Genomic DNA, 18,678 nt, shown 5'->3' with positions numbered 1-18,678 from the left:
GACAGTCAGGTTCTCGTCAGGCACCGCCCCTCACCCTTCCGGGCATGACGACACATCGCATGGCCCCGGACGGCGACCTCGACCTCGAGGAGCTCGGCTACGCGGCCACTCACAAGCTGCCCCAGGTGACCCTCCTCTACTGGGTCATCAAGATCGCCGCCACCACCCTCGGCGAGACCGGGGGCGACATGTTCTCCCAGACCCTGAAGTTCGGGTACTTCCTCTCGACCGTGGCCCTCTTCGCCATCTTCCTGGTGAGCCTGGTCGCGCAGCTGCGGGCTAAGAGCTACCACCCGGCCTTCTACTGGGCGGTCATCCTCACCACCTCGATGGCCGGCACCACCATCAGCGACTTCATGAACCGCGACGCCTCGGCGAAGTACCTCTCCAACGGCGCCACCTCGCTCGGCTGGGGCCCGCAGGGGCTCGGCATCGGCTACCCGGTCGGTGCCGCGATCCTGTCCTCGCTGCTGATCATCACCTTCGCCGTCTGGCGGGCGACGGGCCACCCGTTCTCGATCACGAAGATCACCTCCTTCAAGGCCGAGGCGCTCTTCTGGACCGCGATCCTGATCTCCAACACCCTGGGCACCTCGCTCGGCGACTTCCTCTCCGACTCCTCGGGGCTGGGCTACGCGGGCGGTGCGGCGCTCATCGCCGTCCTGATCGCGATCATCGCGGCGCTCTACTTCGTCGAGGGCGTGCCGAACACGGTGCTGTTCTGGGCGGCGTTCGTGCTGACCCGCCCGCTCGGCGCCACCGTCGGCGACTACTTCACCAAGCCGACCATCAAGGGCGGTCTGGGCCTGGGCACCTACGGAGCCTCGGCCGTGCTGGCGATCATCATGATCGGCGGCGTCGCCTGGGTGACCCTGCAGACCCGCAGGGAGACGAAGCTCGCGGTCGCCGCTGCAGCGTGATCGCGGACGCCGTCACTCGCCGCCGTCGGCGAGGTAGCGGTACCCGATCCCTCGGGCGGTGCGGATGACCGCGGAGGATCCGACCTCCTCCAGCTTCACCCGCACCCGCCGCACGTAGGAGTCGAGGGTGTTGTCACTGACCATCGCCCCGTCGGGCCACGCTGCTGCGATCAGCGTGGCCCGACGCACGACGTCGCCGTCCCGGGAGACCAGGGCCGCGAGCAACCGGAACTCGGTGGGGCTCAGGGAGACCTCCCGGCCGCCCCGCAGGAGCGCATGCCGCGACGGGTCGAGGACGACGTCCCCGATGGTCGGTGCCTCGTGACGTGCCCGGCGCACGAGCACCTCGAGCCGCGCGAGCAGCTCCTTGATGGCGAAGGGCTTGACGAGGTAGTCGTCGGCGCCGGCGCTGAAGCCCGCAAGACGGTCGTGCAGCGCGTCGAGGGCGGTGAGGAAGAGGACGGGCGCCGGCTGGCCGTTGCCGCGCAGCGCCTGGCACAGGTCGCGGCCGTCGGCGTCGGGCAGGCCGATGTCGAGGATCAGGGCGTCGAGGGCGACCCCGGGGCCGAAGAGGGCGAGGGCCTCCCGGGCGTCGTGGGCCATGCGATAGTCGTGGCCGGCGAGCGTCAGGGCCTCCGCCAGCACGGATCGGATCCGGGGGTCGTCCTCGCAGATGCCGATCACCGCCATGGGCACAGTGTGACCGACCATCGAGGAGGGCGAGCGGCAGTGGTGCGACGACCGGAGCTGCGTCCGCGGTCGTTCCGCGGCCAGATCGTCGTCTCCACGTTGCTGCTGATGACGGCCGTCGTGATCGCGGTCGGCGTCGGCACCCAGGTGGTGCTCGCCCGCACCGCCCAGTCCGACATCGACAGCGTGCTGCGCGATCGCATGGACGCCGTCGTCTCCGTCGTCGACACCCGGGGCGGGTCGCGCCCCGACGCCCGCCTGGGCGCCTACCTCGACCCCGGTGTTCGGGTCTACGACCAGCGGGCCCGCCTGGTGACCGGGTCGATCGAGGCCGACGCCCGCGACCCCGCCGACGATCTGGCCGAGGACCTCACCGCGCCGTCCGCCACCGCCACCTCGCTGGTCGATGACGCCCCGGGCGGTCTGCGGCTGCTCGCCCGGGTGGTCACCACCGACGCCGGCTGGCGCGGCGTGGTGGTCGTCAGCCAGGCGACCGCCCCGTACGAACGGTCGGAGCGCTACGCCCTGCTCGCCACGCTCGTCGGCGGGCTCGTGGCGATCGCGGTCTCCGGGCTGATCGCGCACCGGGTGACCTCGCAGGCCCTCCGCCCGGTCACCACGATGGCGGCGCTGGCCACCGACTGGAGCGAGCACGATCTGGGACGTCGCTTCGACCTCCCGCCCGGGACCGACGAGCTGGCGGGGCTCGGCGCCAGTCTCGACGGGCTGCTGGACCGGGTGGCCGGTGCCCTGCGGGCCGAGCAGCGGCTCAGCTCCGAGCTCGCCCACGAACTGCGCACCCCGCTCACGGCCATCCAGGGGATCGCCGAGCTGGGGGAGATGCGCGGCAGCCCGGATCCACGCGCCGCCGAGGACTACACGCGCATCGCCGAGGCCGCGCGCTCGATGAGCACCACCATCTCCACCCTGCTCGATCTCGCCCGCCATCGTCTGCCCACCGACCAGTTGGCCGCCACCGAGCTCGCCGAGGTCGTCGCCGCGCTGCGCCCGCTCGTGCCAGCGTCCCTCGCCTTCGACGTCGAGGCGTCCGCCGGCGGGATCGAGGTGACGGCCCCGGCTGCCCTCGTCGTCCGCTGCCTGACCCCGATCGTCGAGAACGCCGTCCGGCATGCCCGCACGCGCATCGCCCTGACCGCGCGCACCGAGGCCCACGAGGTCGTCGTCCGCGTCGCCGACGACGGCGCGGGCATCGACCCGACCGTGGCCGACCGCATCTTCGACGCCGGCGTCTCCGGCTCCGGTGGCACGGGCCTCGGGCTCGCCGTCGCGCTGCGGGTCGCGCACACCCTCGGCGGCTCCCTGCGGTTGGGGACGCCGGCTCCCGGCGAGGGCGCCGTCGTCGAGGTGTCGCTGCCGCGTGGGTGAGCGTCGAGATCCACCCGATCCGGGTCGCGTCCTCGATCCGCCGCGGAAGGACGTGGGTCGTCCAGGTCCAGACCGCGCGCCGAGACCCAGGTCCCCGCTGCGCGCCTTCCGGCAGCGGGTCCACGGCCGCCGTCCTACGGTGCCGACGCCCCGTCTCCGGGAACCCCCTCCCCTCGGATGTGTCCCATGCGCCGTCTCCCTGCCCGCTCCCGCGTCGTCGTCGTGGTGGCGGGCGCCGCCGCCGTGGCGGGTTTGCCGTTCGTCCCGCGGGCGGCGGCGGACAGCGCCCAGCCCTGCCCTGATCCGACGGTGCCGCTGGTCATCGCGAACGACGTCGTCGACCCCGCCCTGGAGTTGACGGTCGCGTGCAGCGGGATCATCGATCTGGCCGGCCACGCCGTGACGGTCCGCAACATCGCCGTCTCACCCGGGGTGGTCTTCACGATCACCGACAGCTCGCCCGTCACCGGCGCAGGCATCCTCACGCTCGGGACGGCGCCGGTCGACGGCGTCGCCGGCATCTCGACCACCCGTGCGGAGGTCCGCATCACGGGCTCGGCGCGGCTCTCGGTGACCGGCGGCCTCGGCGCGGCCGGCATCGGCGGTGACGACGGGGACGACGCCGGCACCCTGGTCGTCTCCGACCGGGCGGCTCTGGTCGCGAGCGGCGGTGCCGGCGGCGCGGGCATCGGCGGCGGCGTCCACGGCTCCGGTGGCACGCTCACCGTCGAGGACGACACCCATGTCGAGGGCTTCGGCGGCGACAGCGCGGCCGGTATCGGCGGCGGTGACCAGGGCGACGGCGGCGTGGTCGTCGTCTCCGACCAGGCCGAGCTCCGCGGATACGGAGGCGGCCTGGGCTCGGGGATCGGCAGCGGCTTCAACTCCGCGGGCGGTGGGTCGACGACGCTGCGCGACCACGCGGTGGTGATCGCTGAGGGCGGCGCGGGCGGCGCCGGGGTCGGCGGCGGGGCCGACAGCAACCACGGCACGGGCACGACCGCGGTCGGCGCCGGCACCCGGCTCACCGCGATCGGCGGCAGTGGCGCAGCAGGCGTCGGCGGCGGTCGTGCGGGTGCGGGCGGCGAGGTCGAGGTCGCGGGCACCCTCGTCACCCGCGGTGGCTCCACCGCGCTCGGCCTGGGGGAGGGCGCCGCCTCCGGTGTGGCGTTCGGCCATGTGCACGTCGCACGGGACGGCGTCCTGCGGGTGCCGCAGGGCGACCTCGTCGTCCCCGACACCGATCCGACCGGGCCCGAGATCGTCGTCGACGACGGTGGCGTCATCACCGGCTCCCTTGCCGCTGCCGGGACGCCGTCGACGTCGGCCCGGCTGGTCGGAAGCGGCCAGGTGCGCAACGACGGCGCGATCCGCCTCCCCACGACGAAGGTCCTCGCGCCGTCGCCCGGTCCGACGGTGACCGTGCTCCGGCACCACTACGACCTCTCCTTCGACCTCGGTGGTGCCGCCGGCACGCCCCCGCCCTCGTTCCGGGTCTTCGCCGCGACCATCGCCGAGGGCGACCGTTCGCTGCCCGCCGCACCGCGTCGTCCGGGATTCGTCTTCGCCGGCTGGAACACCGCCGCGAACGGTGCCGGCAGCGACATCACGAACGACACCGTCCTGCCCGGCTCGTCGACCGACGGATCGCCGGTGCGGCTCACGCTGGTGGCCCGCTGGACCTCCGCCACCGCCACCATCGCCACCCTGGCGACGGCGTTGGAGGCGGGCGCCGGCTCGGGGACACCGTGCGAAACCGACCCGACACCGATCACCCTCAGCACCGACCTGACGGCCGCGGCGACCGAACTGGTGGTGGGCTGCCCGGCCCGACTCGATCTGGCCGGGCACACCTTGACGGTGCGGGACGTCCGCCTGCTCCCCGGCGTCGACCTCACCGTCACCGACAGCTCGATCGCGCCGGCGACCGCCGGGCGCCTCCTCGTCGACGCCTCCTCGGCCGACGGCACGGCCGGCATCGGCGTCCCGCCGAGCGCCTCCCTCACCATCGGTGGCCGGGCCCGGGTGGAGGCGTCGGGCGGCGACAGCGGGGCCGGCGTCGGCGGCAGCGTGCTGTCGGCATCGTCGGGGTCCGTCACCGTCACGGACGCCGCGAGCCTCACGGCTGCGGGGGGCTACGGCGCCGCGGGCATCGGCGGCGGCATCGGCGGTGCTGCCGGCCGGCTCGCCGTCGACGGATCGGCGAGCGTGCAGGCGACCGGTGGGGACGACGCGGCCGGTATCGGCGGCGGCTTCGGCACGGCGGGCCGTGGTGGCACCACGGTCGTGGGCGGCACGGCCCGGGTCGTCGCGCAGGGTGGTACGCAGGGCCCCGGCATCGGGAGCGGCTCGAGCTCCGACCCGATCGGCGGGGGAGGAGCGGGGTCGCTGACCGTGCGGTCGGGAGCCCGCGTCGTGGCGATCGGCTCGGACGACGCGGCGGGTGTCGGCAGCGCCGCCTCGGGCGCGGGCGACGTGACGGTCGTGGTCGAGGGCACCCTCGTGGCCCGCGGGGGAGGATCCGCCGTCGGCCTGGGCGCCACCGGCTCCGGCGGCTTCGGCCACCTCACGGTCGCGAACGGCGGCGTGCTGCGTCTGCCCACGGGAGCCCTCGTCGTCCCCGACACCGACACGGCGGGCGCCGAGGTCGTCGTCTCCTCCGGTGGCACGATCACCGGTTCGGAGGACGCCTCGCCGACCTACGGATCGATCACCGGCCCGGCCTCCGGGAGCATCGGCCAGGTGCTCAACGACGGGCGGATCCTCCTGCCCGCCGCCTCGGTCGCCGCCCCCGACGTCGCCCGGCCCGTGGCCATCCTGCATCGCCACTTCCTGGTCTCCGTCGACCTCGCCGGCGGCGCCGGCACCCCGCCGTCCCCGATGCTGGTGCTCGCCGGCTCCCTCGCCGACGCCGGACTCGCCCTCCCGAGCGCTCCGGTCCGCGCCGGGTACACCTTCGCCGGGTGGAACACCGCGACGGACGGGTCGGGGACCTCCCTGACCGACACCACGGCGCTCCCGGGGTCCAGCTCCGACGGCGCCGCCGTCCCGCTCACAGCCCATGCCCGCTGGACGCCGCTCACCGGCCCCACCGACACCTCGACCGTCGTCCTGCCGACGGTCACGGCGACGGTGACGGCGACGACCACCGCGACGACCACCGCCACGGCAACCACGACCGCAACGACGACGGCGACCGCCACCACGACGGCGACGGCCACCACGACGGCGACGGCGACCACGACGGCGACCGCGACCTCGACGGCGACGGCGACGGCGACGGTGACGGCGCCTCCGGTGACCTCGACGGCGACGGTGACGGCGCCTCCGGTGACCTCGACGGCGACGGTGACGGCGCCTCCGGTGACCTCGACGGCGACGGTGACGGCGCCTCCGGTGACGGTCACGGCATCGCCGACGTCCTCACCGTCCGACGTCCCCACCCCGACCATCGCTCCCTCGGTGCCCACGCTGGAGCTCCCCACCGTCTCCGGGCCGGTGCGTGTCGGCGGCGTCCTGGTCGCGTCGGCCCCCACCTCCACGACCATCCCGACCACCGTCGATGTCCAGTGGCAGCGGCTGGTCACCTTCTCCGGACGCACGATGCCGGGCTGGCTCCGCGTCGCCGTCCCGGTCGACATCCCGGGCGCCATCGGGTCCCGGTACCGGGTGACGCCGTCCGATCTCGGAGCGGTCCTCCGGGCCGAGATCACCTACTCCGCCGCCGGCTACAGCCCGACCACGCTCACCAGCGACACCGGCTCGTCCGTCCGGCGTGGATCGCTGCCGCGCTTCGCGCTGCTGCGGACCATCCCGACGACTCCTCAGATCGGGCGCCTGTCCGGCGTTCGGCTCCGCTTCGCCTCCGAGCGTGCCCGCGCCCGCTACGAGCGACTCGTCGAGGCCGGCACGCTCACCGTGCGCTGGCGGTGGCTCGTCCGTGCACCGGGGCACCGCGGCTACGTCGTCGTCCCCGGCGCCACCGCGCCGCAGTACCGACCCACCGCCGGTCAGCAGGGTGCCCGCCTCCGCGCCACGGCCACCTTCGTCTCCGACGGTTACCGCACCCGGACCCGCGGCATCTCCCTTGGATCCATCCTCGACCGGTGACCGGGCAGCACGACGGGCCTGAGCCCCGGGTGGGGTTCAGGCTGTCGTGGTGAGCTGCGTGGTGCCGGTGGGTGTGCGGAGGTACTGCTGGCCGTGGGGGCTGGTCCAGCGGTAGCTGCCGGGTGGGCCGCTGGTGTCGTTCGGATCGACGGGTGTGTAGGTCCAGCCGTGGTGGGTCTTGATGCGGTGGTGATGCCTGCAGAGCGCGGCGAGGTTGTCTGTACTGGTGGTTCCGCCTTCGTCCCACGGGACGATGTGGTCGATGTCGGCGCTGCGTGCGGGCCTGGTGCAGTGGGGGAAGACGCAGGTGACGTCTCGGAGGATCACCTGTTCCCGGAGGAGTGTGGGGATCTCGTAGGACTCACTCGATCGGTGCTCTGCGAGGTCGAGGACGGGTCGGACGACGAGTTGGGTGTCGGGGTCGGTGCACCAGGAGCGGAGGGTGTCGAGGTCGAGGGCGGTGCGGGTGTTCTCGACACGAGCAGCTGTTCCGAAGGGGTTCTGGCCGGGTGCGTGGCTGATGTGGACGTAGAGCTGGAGGGTCCGCTTGGACCGCACCGGTTCAGTCGTTCCAGCCGTGTCGAAGGTCAACGAGGCTTCGCGTCGTGCGAGTTCGCCGAGTGCCATGGCCCGTCGTGCGTCCAGCGACTCCTCGCAGCCGAGGTCTTTGAGTTGGGCAGCGACGGCGGCGAGGGCGTCCTCGAGATCCAACGCATCGGCGAGGTCGAGGGCGCCTTCGATGTCGACGCGGCCGTGGAAGTCGACGTGACGGGAGTAGATGGTCACGTGTCGCTTGTCGTCAGCCGCTTCCCGCCTGGCCTTGATGACCTCGGGGTCGGCTTCGGCCTCAGCTGCTTTGACGGTCTGCTCGATCCCGCGTCCGCCGATGGAGTGCGCAAACGCAGCGAGCCGCTGGTCGACCAGCGCGACCGCCTCGGGTGAGAGCAGTCGGGTGGCTTGGGCGATCTTCCGGGCCCGCCACACCGTCACCTCACCGGCCTCGACACGTCGCCAGCAACGCGGAAGGCGAGCGGCCAACTCCAAGGCGTCGCCGATGTAGTAGTGCCCGGCATCGGTCGAGAGGCCGATGGCGGCGGCGAACTCGTCGATGCAGAACTCCGCCACCAGAGGTGCTCCTTGGCCGGCGATCGCCAACTCGCGTTCGGTGCCGGGAACACACGCGCTGTCCCACTCGTCAGCCGCAGGGTGCGCGAGAGCCCAGCGGGCGGCGGCGATGAACACGGATCGTTCGGCGTCCTCGGCCACCACCCGCGCGTCGCGCGCGTGGACCAGGAGGGACCGGGGGTCCCGGAGATCCTGGTGTGGGGTGGGGGAGGCCATGCCTCAGTCTACTCGAACTGGTGTTCGAAGACAAGGATGAGAGCGCATGAATCTGCGTGGTTGCGGCTGCTATTCGGCTTGCTGGGCTTCGAGGCCCTCGCCCGGGGGCTCGGGCACCTCAGCCACCGGACGGGAGCCGCAGATCGCCTGCTGTCGGCGTCCACCTTGCGGGGTCTCGCGGCTCGGCGCCGGGGCGCCTCGCACCTCGACCACCGGAAGCGGGCTCGGTCGGTGGTCGAGGTGCGAGCGAAGCGAGCCGCGAGACCCCCGCACCCGAGAGGCAGCGGGAACCGCCGATCTGCGTAGCCGGCGCCTTTCGATCCCAAGCAGGCGGCGACCCGAACACCGAGAGCAACCCGGCACCGCCGTAGCTGGCGCCTTTCACCCGGAGCGAGCGAGGAAACCGGGAGGAGACACGGAGCAGCGACGACGTCCCCGCCTTCGGCGTCCACCCCACCGGGTCTCGCGGCTCGGCGCCAGGGCGCCTCGCACCTCGACCACCGGAGCGCGCCTCGCACCTCGGCGCCGGGGCGCCTCGCACCTCGACCACCGGAGCACCTCGACCACCGAACCCCTCGCCCCCCGAAACCCCACCCCCACCGACAACCCCAGCCCCCGACGACCCCTCTCACCGACATCGGAGGGACGCCGACCGGACGCCCTCGCCGCACTTCACGATCGGAGCACCGCGATGACGCGACGCCGCACCCTGCTCAGCACCCTGGCGATCTCCGCGCTGCTCGGCACCACCGCCGCGTGCAGCGGCGGCAGCACCGAGGTCGAGATCGCCGCCGCACCGGCGACCAGCGCCTCGACCACCGCGTCGACCACTCCTTCAGCGAGCCCCTCGGCCGACACACCGCCGACGCCCACGGCGGCCGAGGTCATCGCCTCCGGTCGCCTGACCGCGCCGGCGGCGACGGTCGGGGAGGCGGAGCTGGGGCTGGCGCAGCAGTGCTCGACCGCAGCGGACGACGCGACGGTGTGCCGCTCGGCCTGGACGATCCCGAGCGCGAAGGCCTCCGGTCTGCTGCCGGGCCGGTTGAGCTGGACGGCGACCGCGTCGGCCGGCCGTTTCGTGCTCACCGAGGCGGGTGGGCGTCGTTCGCTCGTCATCGACCCATCCGGCACGACCCAGCAGGTGCGCACGGTCCGGACACCGTTGCCGGCCGCGGCGCTGGCGGACGCCGTCCCGGTGAGCGGCCCCCGCGGCTACGACCTGGTCGACCCGACGACGGCGACCCGCGCGCCGGTCGATCGGCCGGCGGGCGTGCGCCGCTGGCAGAGCGTCACCTCCGACGGTCGCGGGGGTCTGTGGGCCTTCGCGTACGGCGACGGCACCCCGGGGCCGATGGACGTGTGGCACACCGCCGACGGCACCCCGGGGCCGATGGACGTGTGGCACACCGCCGACGGCAGCACCTGGGTGCGTGACCGCATCGACCTGCCGCCGAAGGACACCGCCTTCCCGGCCTACCTCGCCGCTCACGACGACCACGCCGCCGCCCTCGCCGGGTACGACGGGGCCACGCTGCTGCCCGTTGCGGCGCTGGCGGTGACGCCCGACGGCGGCCGCACCTGGGCGACGCTCGGCGCCGACGACGTTCCCTTCACCTTCGTCGACTCCCTGGTGGCCGCGCCCGACGGCTCGCTCTACGTGCTCGGCGAGACCGACCGGCGCGGGGCCGTCACCGCCCTGTTCCGCAGCAGCGACGACTCCTGGACGACGTTCGAGAAGGTCCGGCTGCCCGACGGCGCGACGCCGACGTCCGTCACCGCCCTCGAGGACGGTGTCGCGGTCGGCCTCGACGACGGGTACCTCGAGGTCGGTGCGGACGGCAGCGCGGGGCCGGTGCGGCACTTCCCCCGCTGAGCCTCGACGGTCCCGACCGCGGAGTTCATCGGGCCGACCCCTCCGGTGCCCCGCGACGCCGCTAGGCTCCCGCGCATGGGCAAGCAGGAAGACTTCGTTCTCCGCGCTCTCGAGGAGCGTGACGTCCGGTTCGTGCGGTTGTGGTTCACCGACGTGCTCGGCTCGCTGAAGTCGGTGGCCGTGGCCCCGGCCGAGCTCGAGGGGGCCTTCTCTGAGGGCATCGGCTTCGACGGCTCGGCGATCGAGGGCTTCACCCGTGTCTTCGAGTCCGACATGCTCGCCAAGCCCGACCCCTCGACCTTCCAGATCCTGCCGTGGCGCAGCAGCGACGGCCCGGCGACGGCCCGCATGTTCTGCGACATCGAGATGCCCGACGGCTCGCCGTCCTTCGCCGACCCGCGCCACGTGCTCAAGCGGGCGCTGGGGCGTGCGGCCGAGCAGGGCTTCACCTTCTACACCCACCCCGAGATCGAGTTCTACCTCTTCAAGGACCTCCCGGGCGTGGGGGAGGAGCCGGTGCCGGTCGACCGCAGCGGCTACTTCGACCACACCGCTCAGTCCGAGGGCGCCGACTTCCGCCGCGAGGCGATCACGATGCTCGAGGCGATGGGCATCTCGGTGGAGTTCAGCCACCACGAGGCAGGCCCGGGTCAGCAGGAGATCGACCTGCGCTACGCCGACGCGCTCTCCACCGCCGACAACATCATGACCTTCCGTACGGTCATCCGCGAGGTGGCGCTGAGCCAGGGCATCTGGGCCAGCTTCATGCCCAAGCCGTTCACCACCCACCCGGGCTCGGGCATGCACACCCACCTCAGCCTCTTCGAGGGCGACGAGAACGCCTTCTACGAGGCGGGTGCCGAGTACCAGCTCTCCCGCACGGGCCGGGCGTTCATCGCCGGCGTCCTGCGTCACGCCGGTGAGATCTCGGTGGTCACCAACCAGTGGGTCAACTCCTACAAGCGCATGATGTTCGGCGGCGAGGCGCCGTCCTACGTCTGCTGGGGCCACAACAACCGCTCGGCGATGATCCGGGTGCCGATGTACAAGCCGATGAAGGGCCAGTCGACCCGCGTCGAGCTGCGCACCATCGACGCCGCCTGCAACCCCTACCTGGCCTACGCGGCGGTGCTCGCCGCCGGTCTCAAGGGCGTCGAGCACGGCTACGAGATGCCCGCCGAGGCCGAGGACGACGTGTGGTCGCTGAGCGAGCGCGAGCGCACCTCGCTGGGCATCGCGCCGCTGCCGCGCAACCTCAACGAGGCCATCACCATCGCCGAGGAGTCCGAGCTGCTCGCGGAGACGCTGGGCGAGCAGGTCTTCGACTTCCTCCTGCGCAACAAGCGCCAGGAGTGGGACGAGTACCGCGGCCAGGTCTCGGCCTTCGAGCGCGACCGGATGCTGCCGATCATCTGATCGGCCCGGCCTCGATCGGACGCCGTCCGTGCCCCGCTCCGCCTCCGCGACCGCCAAGGGCCAGCTGCTGCGGCTGGGATTCACCGACCCGGACGGCGCCCGCGCGGCGCTGGAGCGGTTGGGTGCGGCGGCCGATCCGCTGCTCGCGCTGCTCGGCCGCACCGCCGACCCCGACCGGGCCCTGGCGGCATTGGAGGTGCTGGCAGGCGCGCTCGACGACCCGCGGTCGATGCTCGCCGCGGTGGCCGACGACGAGGGCACCGCGATGCGGCTGCTGTGCGTGCTCGGGGCCAGCGAGGCGTTGGGTCACCACCTGGTGCGGCATCCCGAGCACTGGCTGGAGCTGACCGACCCGGTGCTCGGTTCGACCCGGCCGACCCGTGCCTCGCTGCGCGCCGACCTGCTGATGGCGGTGGGCGCCGATCCCCGTGACGACGAGCCGGTCGCCACCTTGCCCGACGCGCTCGCCCTCGACGCGCTGCGCGTGGAGTACCGTCGGCTGCTGCTGCGGCTGACCTCACGCGACCTCGCCCACCACGTCGGCGTCGACGACGTCGCCGCGGAGCTCTCCGACCTCGCGGTCGGCACCCTCGAGGCGGCGCTCGCGATCGCCCGGCAGCGGGTCGGCGAGGCGGCGGCGTCCACGCGCCTGGCGGTGATCGCGATGGGCAAGTGCGGCGGTCACGAGCTCAACTACGTCTCCGACGTCGACGTCGTGTTCGTCTACGAGCCGCGCGAGGGGGCCGCGGACAACGTGGCCAACCGGGCCGCGACCCAGCTGGCCAGCCACCTCATGCGCATCTGCTCCGAGCCCACCGGCGAGGGCGAGATCTGGCAGGTCGACGCCGCGCTGCGGCCCGAGGGCAAGTCCGGGCCGCTCGTGCGCACCCTGGCCAGCCACCTCGGCTACTACCAGCGGTGGGCGAACACCTGGGAGTTCCAGGCGCTGCTGAAGGCCCGCCCGGCGGCCGGCGATCGCGAGCTGGGGGAGGCCTACGTCGAGCAGTTGGCGCCGCTGGTGTGGACAGCGGCCGAGCGCCCGGGGTTCGTCGAGGACACCCAGGCGATGCGACGCCGCGTCGTCGACCACATCCCGGCGAAGGAGGCGCAGCGCCAGCTCAAGCTCGGCGAGGGCGGGCTGCGCGACGTCGAGTTCGCCGTCCAGCTGCTCCAGCTGGTGCACGGCCGCGCCGACGAGTCGCTGCGCTGCCCCACCACGCTGAGCGCGCTGGCCGAACTCACCCGCGGCGGCTACATCGGGCGCCAGGACGGCGAGTCGCTGCACCGCGCCTACAGCTTCCTGCGCACCCTCGAGCACCGCATCCAGCTGCTCCAGCTGCGGCGCACCCACCTGGTGCCCGACGACCCCGAGCGGCTGCGGCGCCTGGGCCGCTCGATGGGCCTCTTCAAGGACCCCGCCGAGGCGCTGGAGCGGGAGTGGGCCCACCACCGGCGCGAGGTGCGCCGCCTGCACCAGAAGCTCTTCTACCGTCCGCTGCTGACCGCGGTCGCCCGCATCCCGGGCCCCGAGGCACGGCTCTCCCCGGACGCCGCCCGCGAGCGGCTCGCGGCGCTCGGCTACGCCGACCCCGAGGCCGCGCTGCGCCACCTCGACGCCCTGACGGCCGGGGTCACGCGCACCGCGAGCATCCAGCGCACCCTGCTGCCGGTGATGCTCCAGTGGTTCGCGCAGGCCCCCGACCCCGACGCCGGACTGTTCGGGTTCCGGCGCATCAGCGAGTCGCTGGGGGAGACGCCCTGGTACCTCACGACGCTGCGTGACGAGGGTCAGGTGGCCCAGCGGCTGGCCGCCCTGCTCGCCACCTCCCGCTACGCCACCGGGTTGCTCGAGCGGGAGCCGCAGGGCGTGCGGATGCTCGCCGAGTCGCTGGAGCCGCAGCCCGCCGAGGCCCTCCTGGAGGAGATGCGTGCGGCGGCCTCGCGGCGTCCCGAGCCCGAGCGGGCCGTCCGAGCCGTGCGTGCGGTGCGGCGGCGCGAACTGCTGCGCCTGGCCGCCGGCGACCTGCTCGGGCTCACCGAGGTCGCGGGGGTGGGCGCCGGCCTGTCGCGGCTGACCGACGCCACGCTCGAGGCCACGCTGGAGGTGGTCGGGGCGCAGGTGCGCGAGCAGCGGGGCCTCGCCCAGGCGCCGACCGCGCTGGCGATCGTGGCGATGGGCCGCTACGGCGGCTTCGAGCTCTCCTACGGCAGCGACGCCGACGTCCTCTTCGTGCACGACCCCCTGCCGGGCGTCGACCCGCACGAGGCCTCGACCTACGCCTTCGCGGTGGCCAACGAGATGCGGCGCCTGCTCGCCCTGCCCGGCGCCGACCCGGCCCTCGAACTCGACGCCGACCTGCGCCCGGAGGGCAAGCAGGGGCCGCTCGTGCGCACCCTCGACGCCTACGCGGCCTACTACGCGAAGTGGTCGAAGGTGTGGGAGGCCCAGGCGCTGCTGCGCGCGGACGCCGCCGTGGGCGACCCGGGTCTGCGGGAGCGCTTCACCGCCCTCATCGACCCGCTGCGCTACCCGGTGCGGGGGCTCAGCGAGGAGGAGATCCGCGAGGTGCGCCGCATCAAGGCCCGCGTCGACGACGAGCGGCTGCCCCGCGGCGCCGACCGCGCCACGCACCTGAAGCTGGGGCGGGGCGGTCTGGCCGACATCGAGTGGACCGTGCAGCTGCTCCAGCTGCGGCACGCCGCCGACGTCCCGGGGCTGCGCACCCCGCGCACCCTGCCGGCCCTGGAGGCCGCCCGCGAGGCCGGCCTGGTCGGCGACCACGACGCCGAGGTGCTCGCCGACGCCTGGCGCCGGGTCAGCCGCATCCGCAACGCCGTCACCCTCGTCCGCGGCAAGCCGGCCGACGCCCTGCCGAGCGATCCACGCGAACGCGCCGCCGTCGCCCGCATCCTCGGCTACCCCGACGGCGCCTCGGAGGAGATGCTCGACGACCACCTGCGCTGCGTGCGGCAGGCCCGCGGCGTCGTCGACCGGGTCTTCTGGGAGTGAGGCGGACCACGCCTCCCGTGCCCCGGCGAGATGCGGGGGAGACGGCCGCGTAACACCCGCGACACACACCGCGCCTAGCGTCAGTGGGTCGGATCCGTGACGTGGGGGATCCGCGATGATCGGGGAGGTCACGGACCGTGACCTCCCCGTTATCATTCCGTGATCTTGGTGGCGGGGTGCGTCGTCCGATCGCCGGTGCACCGGTGATTCCGACACCGCAGCGACCGGCTTGTACGCTGACGACACCCGCCCCCGCCGCCCGTCGTCCCACCGAGATCCCCACCGAGATCCTGTCGTGCTTCCGCCACATCGCGCCGCCTGGCGCCGCGCCGCCCGCCTCGCGAGCGGGCTCCTCGTCGCGTTCGCCGTCGCCGCGATCGGGCTGTTCGGCCTCGGTGTCCCGCCGACCGCCGCCGCCGACCCGCCGGTCGTCGTCGTCCGCGTCGCCGGTGACGCCGACGCCACTCGCACCTTCAGCCTCGACGACCTGGGCCGGCTCGTCGACGTAGACGGCAGCCCCTACGGCCTGCGCGACGAGTCCGGGGCGGCGTCGACGCCGGTCGGACGCCGCTGGGTGACGCTGCGCGCCCTCGCCCAGGCGCTGGGGGCAGGGGCTCCCGACCCGGACGCCGTCACGTTCACCGAGGTGAGCGGTCCCGACGGCATCGCGCATCCGCTTCGTGCCGGCGAACTCGGCCGGGGCGCTGCCGCGGGGTTCGAGGGCGCCCTCATGCCAGCCGTCGGACTCGACGGCGATCGGCTCAGCTACGTGCGACCGCTGCGCGCCGCCGACGACGCCAACCTCTCCGGCGACCCCAACCGCGACGGCTACCTCCTCCTCGGCAGCGGCACCCTCGAGATCGTCCTGCACACCTCCGGCCGCCTGCTCCAGGTCGACGCCGACGCCGACCCCGGCGGCGACGGGGCGGTCGCCTTCGACGCCTCGGTCGAGGGTCAGCAGCCGCCCGGCCTCGCCATCACCTGGGACTTCGGCGACGGCACCGACCCCGGGCGCGGCGCCGAGGTCGAGCACACCTACGCCGCGTCCGGCACCTACCGGGTGTTCGCGCAGGCGCAGGCCGACGACGGCTCCTGGGGTCGCTCCGCCCCGGTGTCGGTGGAGGTCACCGTCGCGGGCAGCCCGAGCCCGAGCCCCAGCACGAGCGCCAGCCCGTCGGCCACGCCGTCCTCGAGCCCCACGGCGAGCCCCACCCGGCATCCCTCGGGCCATCCCTCGGGGCACCCGACCCGCGGACCGAGCGCCACGGCGTCCCCGACCTCGCTCCCGCCGGTCGCCCCGGGCGTCACCCTGGCGCCGGGTGGTCCCGGGGTGATCCAGGGCCCGGGCACCGCCACCGACCTCGACCCGCCCGGCCTGCCGAGGATCCCCGCCGGGTCGCCCGCACCCACCGCCGTCGCCACCTACGTCACCGGTCTCGTGCTGACCGGCGGCACGCCGACCGCCGTGCCGCAGCCGACCATTACCGCCGACCCGGCGGCCGGGCGCGACGCCGCACCCCTGCACCTGCCCTGGTGGGCACCCGACGTCGCGCTGCTCCTCGGCCTCCTCGGCCTCGGTGCACTGCGTGAGAGCTCCCACCTCGCCCGCCTCCCGCGCCGTCCCGGCGCGGGAACCGACGCCCGACCCCGGAGCTGACCGCAGATGGACCGCCTCTACGACCTCGTCTTCGACGCCGCCGACGCCCTCGAGGGCCCCGTTGTCGTCCTGGCCCTCCTCGCGCTCGCGGCGGTGGTGGTGGAGGTCGGCTCGCTGCTCATCGAGCTGCTGCGCCGCCGCGGTCGCCGCCTCGGGGGCGTCGCGCTCGCCGCCGCCGACGCCCGTCTGGCATTGGACGCCGGCGACCGCGACGCCGCCGTCGAGGCCCTCCAGCCGGTCTCACGCAGCGCCGACATGCTCGCCGTGCTCACAGTGCTCGCCCGACTCGCCGGGCCCGCCTCGGCGGAGCCGCTGCTGGCCAAGGAGCTCGCCGACTTCGACTTCGCCGCCCAGCGGCGCCTGGCGCGCACCCGCCTCCTCGTGCGCTTCGGCCCGGCCCTGGGCCTGATGGGCACCCTCATCCCGCTGTCGCCGGCGCTCGAGGGCCTCGCCTCGGGCGACGTCGAGACCCTCGCGCAGAACCTGCGGGTCGCGTTCTCGATCACCGTGCTCGGCCTGCTCGTCGGCGCCGTCGCCTACGCGCTCACCATCACCCGCGAGCGGCTCTACGACCAGGACCACTCCGACCTCGAGTACGTCGCCGCCATCCTCACCGCCGACCTCGACGGCAGCGCACCGCCGCAGCTGCCCGCCGACCCCGAGGCCGAGCCCGAGGCCGCCCCCGGATCGGGCGCCGAGGATGACACGCCCGCGCGGCGGATCCCGCGCCCGCGGCTGCCGCGACGTCGTCCCGCCGCCGACGGCGGTGCCTCGTGATCCCCGTCAGCACGCGCGCCCGCCGCGCGCGGCGCGACCGCGAGCAGGGCGAGCCGCTCGACGGCCTGGTCAACCTCTTCGACCTCGGCATCGTGCTCTCGGTGGGGTTCCTGCTCGCCGCGCTGTCCTCCCTCGACCTCACCGACGCCCTCACCGACCCCGACACCGCCCAGCGCGTGCCGGCCGGCCAGGTCACCGCTCCGACCGGCAGCGAGACCGGCCCCGTCGCACCGACGGGGGAGGAGGTCGTCGGCCCCGGCACCGCGGTCGGCACCGTCTACCAACTGGCCGACGGCCGCCTGGTCTACGTCATCCCGTCCCCGAGCCCCAGCGCCGGCGCGACGCCGCCCGCCGTCCCGACGACGCCGAGCACGCCCGCCCCCACCCCCTCGCCGACCCCTGCCCCCGCCCCCTGAGGCCGCCTCCGGGCCGTCTGTCCCGAACTCGGGGCCCGGTTTTCCTTCAGTCCGGCCCGCGACGGCCGTAGGGATGCTCGGTGCCGCCGGACGGCGGCGGCGCCTGACCTAGAAGGCAACAGGGGGAGCATCTCCATGGGAATCACCTCGTCCGCTCGTCGGACCACCCGCCGCGCGGCCATCGCCGGCATCGCCACTGCGCTCACCGTCGGCGGCATGGTCGGCGCCACGGGCGGCTCCGCCCAGGCCGCGAGCTCGACGGCCACCTACGACTGCAACACCCTCCTCGGGTCGTTCCCGATCCCGATCAGCCTGGTCACCGACGCGCTCACCAGCGCCGTCCCGACCGGTGCCGTCGTCCCCTCCGACCTCATCCCGGTGGCCGGTCTGGCGACCCTGCCCGAGACGCTGCTCAGCGCCCTCTCCGGCCTCGGTCTGACCTCGCTCGGCGCGACGATCTCCAACTTCAACCTCCTCGCCGGCGACACGGTCCTGCCGCTCGACGGCCTCACGGCCGCCACGACCAACCTGCCGGGCACCGGCTCGCTCGACCTGCCCGTCACCGGCACCCTGGGCGGCTTCACCGTGCCGCTGCCGGGTCTCTACGACATCTCGCTGCCGACGAGCTTCGACATGCTGCCCCTCGGCGGCCTGCTGCCCACCATCACCTGCGTGCTCGACCCGTCGACCAACCCGGTCCTGGGTCAGCTCAACGTGCTCAAGCAGACCTCCTCGACCAGCGGTGCGGTCGTCAAGGCCGGCCGGAAGTACACCGCCCGCGCCACCGTCGTGCGCCAGCTCGGCCTCCCGGGCACCGGCAGCGTCACCGCCAAGCTCGGCAAGAAGACCCTCGCCAGCAAGAACCTCTCCAGCGCCGGCACGGCGGCCTTCAAGCTGCCGAAGAACGCGCGTGGCAAGAAGCTCACGCTGGTCTACAGCGGCGACACCCTCACCAACGGTTCGAAGACCGCTCTGCGCGTCAAGTGACCTGTGACCGCGCACGGCGCGGTCACCGCCCCACGGCCCTCTCCGCAGCGGAGGAGAGGGCCGTGGGTCTTCTTGCGTGTCCGGCAGGCGCGGGA

12 protein-coding genes are annotated in these 18,678 nt (G+C 74.0%); 10 read left to right on the top strand and 2 right to left on the bottom strand.

Annotation, left to right across the window (positions count from 1 at the left end):
* The first annotated feature begins 44 nt into the window (after positions 1–44).
* Positions 45–920 carry a COG4705 family protein gene (locus ABD671_RS00475; protein WP_344731217.1) on the top strand — a complete coding sequence of 292 codons (876 nt, stop codon included), beginning with the start codon at positions 45–47 and terminating at the stop codon, positions 918–920.
* Positions 921–932: 12 nt separating this feature from the next.
* On the opposite strand, the gene ABD671_RS00470 is transcribed toward ABD671_RS00475, so the two are convergent.
* Complete coding sequence (locus ABD671_RS00470) at positions 933–1,610, bottom strand: response regulator transcription factor (protein ID WP_344731216.1); 678 nt, start codon at positions 1,608–1,610, stop codon at positions 933–935.
* A 39-nt stretch (positions 1,611–1,649) separates the two neighbouring features.
* Between ABD671_RS00470 and ABD671_RS00465 the strand changes: the two genes are divergently transcribed.
* Positions 1,650–2,996: a sensor histidine kinase gene (locus ABD671_RS00465; protein WP_344731215.1), complete on the top strand. Its 1,347-nt coding sequence runs from the start codon at positions 1,650–1,652 to the stop codon at positions 2,994–2,996.
* A gap of 186 nt (positions 2,997–3,182) precedes the next feature.
* Positions 3,183–7,106 (top strand): InlB B-repeat-containing protein, encoded by a 3,924-nt coding sequence (locus ABD671_RS00460; protein WP_344731214.1) that lies wholly within the window; start codon positions 3,183–3,185, stop codon positions 7,104–7,106.
* A gap of 36 nt (positions 7,107–7,142) precedes the next feature.
* Here the strand turns inward: ABD671_RS00460 and ABD671_RS00455 are convergent, their stop codons facing one another.
* Positions 7,143–8,447 carry an HNH endonuclease signature motif containing protein gene (locus ABD671_RS00455; RefSeq protein ID WP_344731213.1) on the bottom strand — a complete coding sequence of 435 codons (1,305 nt, stop codon included), beginning with the start codon at positions 8,445–8,447 and terminating at the stop codon, positions 7,143–7,145.
* Between the two features lie 691 nt (positions 8,448–9,138).
* Here ABD671_RS00455 and ABD671_RS00450 point away from each other — a divergent pair.
* From ABD671_RS00450 to ABD671_RS00420, 7 genes are all read left to right on the top strand, one after another.
* On the top strand, positions 9,139–10,320 hold the full coding sequence (locus tag ABD671_RS00450) for a sialidase family protein (protein ID WP_344731212.1): 1,182 nt from the start codon (positions 9,139–9,141) through the stop codon (positions 10,318–10,320).
* 75 nt (positions 10,321–10,395) lie between these two features.
* Positions 10,396–11,736: a glutamine synthetase family protein gene (locus ABD671_RS00445; RefSeq protein WP_344731211.1), complete on the top strand. Its 1,341-nt coding sequence runs from the start codon at positions 10,396–10,398 to the stop codon at positions 11,734–11,736.
* Positions 11,737–11,764: 28 nt separating this feature from the next.
* A complete protein-coding gene (locus ABD671_RS00440) occupies positions 11,765–14,746 on the top strand; it encodes a bifunctional [glutamine synthetase] adenylyltransferase/[glutamine synthetase]-adenylyl-L-tyrosine phosphorylase (protein ID WP_344731210.1) in 2,982 nt (993 codons plus the stop codon).
* 295 nt (positions 14,747–15,041) lie between these two features.
* Complete coding sequence (locus ABD671_RS00435; protein ID WP_344731209.1) at positions 15,042–16,403, top strand: PKD domain-containing protein; 1,362 nt, start codon at positions 15,042–15,044, stop codon at positions 16,401–16,403.
* Between the two features lie 6 nt (positions 16,404–16,409).
* Positions 16,410–17,180 (top strand): MotA/TolQ/ExbB proton channel family protein, encoded by a 771-nt coding sequence (locus ABD671_RS00430; protein ID WP_344731208.1) that lies wholly within the window; start codon positions 16,410–16,412, stop codon positions 17,178–17,180.
* Positions 17,177–17,596 carry a DUF2149 domain-containing protein gene (locus ABD671_RS00425; protein ID WP_344731207.1) on the top strand — a complete coding sequence of 140 codons (420 nt, stop codon included), beginning with the start codon at positions 17,177–17,179 and terminating at the stop codon, positions 17,594–17,596. The genes ABD671_RS00430 and ABD671_RS00425 overlap by 4 nt, the downstream gene beginning before the upstream one ends.
* A 135-nt stretch (positions 17,597–17,731) precedes the next feature.
* Positions 17,732–18,583: a hypothetical protein gene (locus ABD671_RS00420; RefSeq protein WP_344731206.1), complete on the top strand. Its 852-nt coding sequence runs from the start codon at positions 17,732–17,734 to the stop codon at positions 18,581–18,583.
* The last annotated feature ends 95 nt before the right edge of the window (positions 18,584–18,678 follow it).

Source organism: Nocardioides fonticola (genome assembly GCF_039536805.1).
Taxonomy (GTDB): domain Bacteria; phylum Actinomycetota; class Actinomycetes; order Propionibacteriales; family Nocardioidaceae; genus Nocardioides; species Nocardioides fonticola.
This window is presented reverse-complemented; position numbering and strand designations above follow the sequence as displayed.

Excerpts from the sequence above, each read along its gene's own strand:
- ABD671_RS00430 (WP_344731208.1), top strand. The coding sequence starts at position 16,410 with ATGGACCGCCTCTACGACCTCGTCTTCGACGCCGCCGACGCCCTCGAG.
- ABD671_RS00470 (WP_344731216.1), bottom strand. The coding sequence starts at position 1,610 with ATGGCGGTGATCGGCATCTGCGAGGACGACCCCCGGATCCGATCCGTG.
- ABD671_RS00420 (WP_344731206.1), top strand. The coding sequence starts at position 17,732 with ATGGGAATCACCTCGTCCGCTCGTCGGACCACCCGCCGCGCGGCCATC.
- ABD671_RS00450 (WP_344731212.1), top strand. The coding sequence starts at position 9,139 with ATGACGCGACGCCGCACCCTGCTCAGCACCCTGGCGATCTCCGCGCTG.
- ABD671_RS00445 (WP_344731211.1), top strand. The coding sequence starts at position 10,396 with ATGGGCAAGCAGGAAGACTTCGTTCTCCGCGCTCTCGAGGAGCGTGAC.
- ABD671_RS00475 (WP_344731217.1), top strand. The coding sequence starts at position 45 with ATGACGACACATCGCATGGCCCCGGACGGCGACCTCGACCTCGAGGAG.
- ABD671_RS00460 (WP_344731214.1), top strand. The coding sequence starts at position 3,183 with ATGCGCCGTCTCCCTGCCCGCTCCCGCGTCGTCGTCGTGGTGGCGGGC.
- ABD671_RS00455 (WP_344731213.1), bottom strand. The coding sequence starts at position 8,447 with ATGGCCTCCCCCACCCCACACCAGGATCTCCGGGACCCCCGGTCCCTC.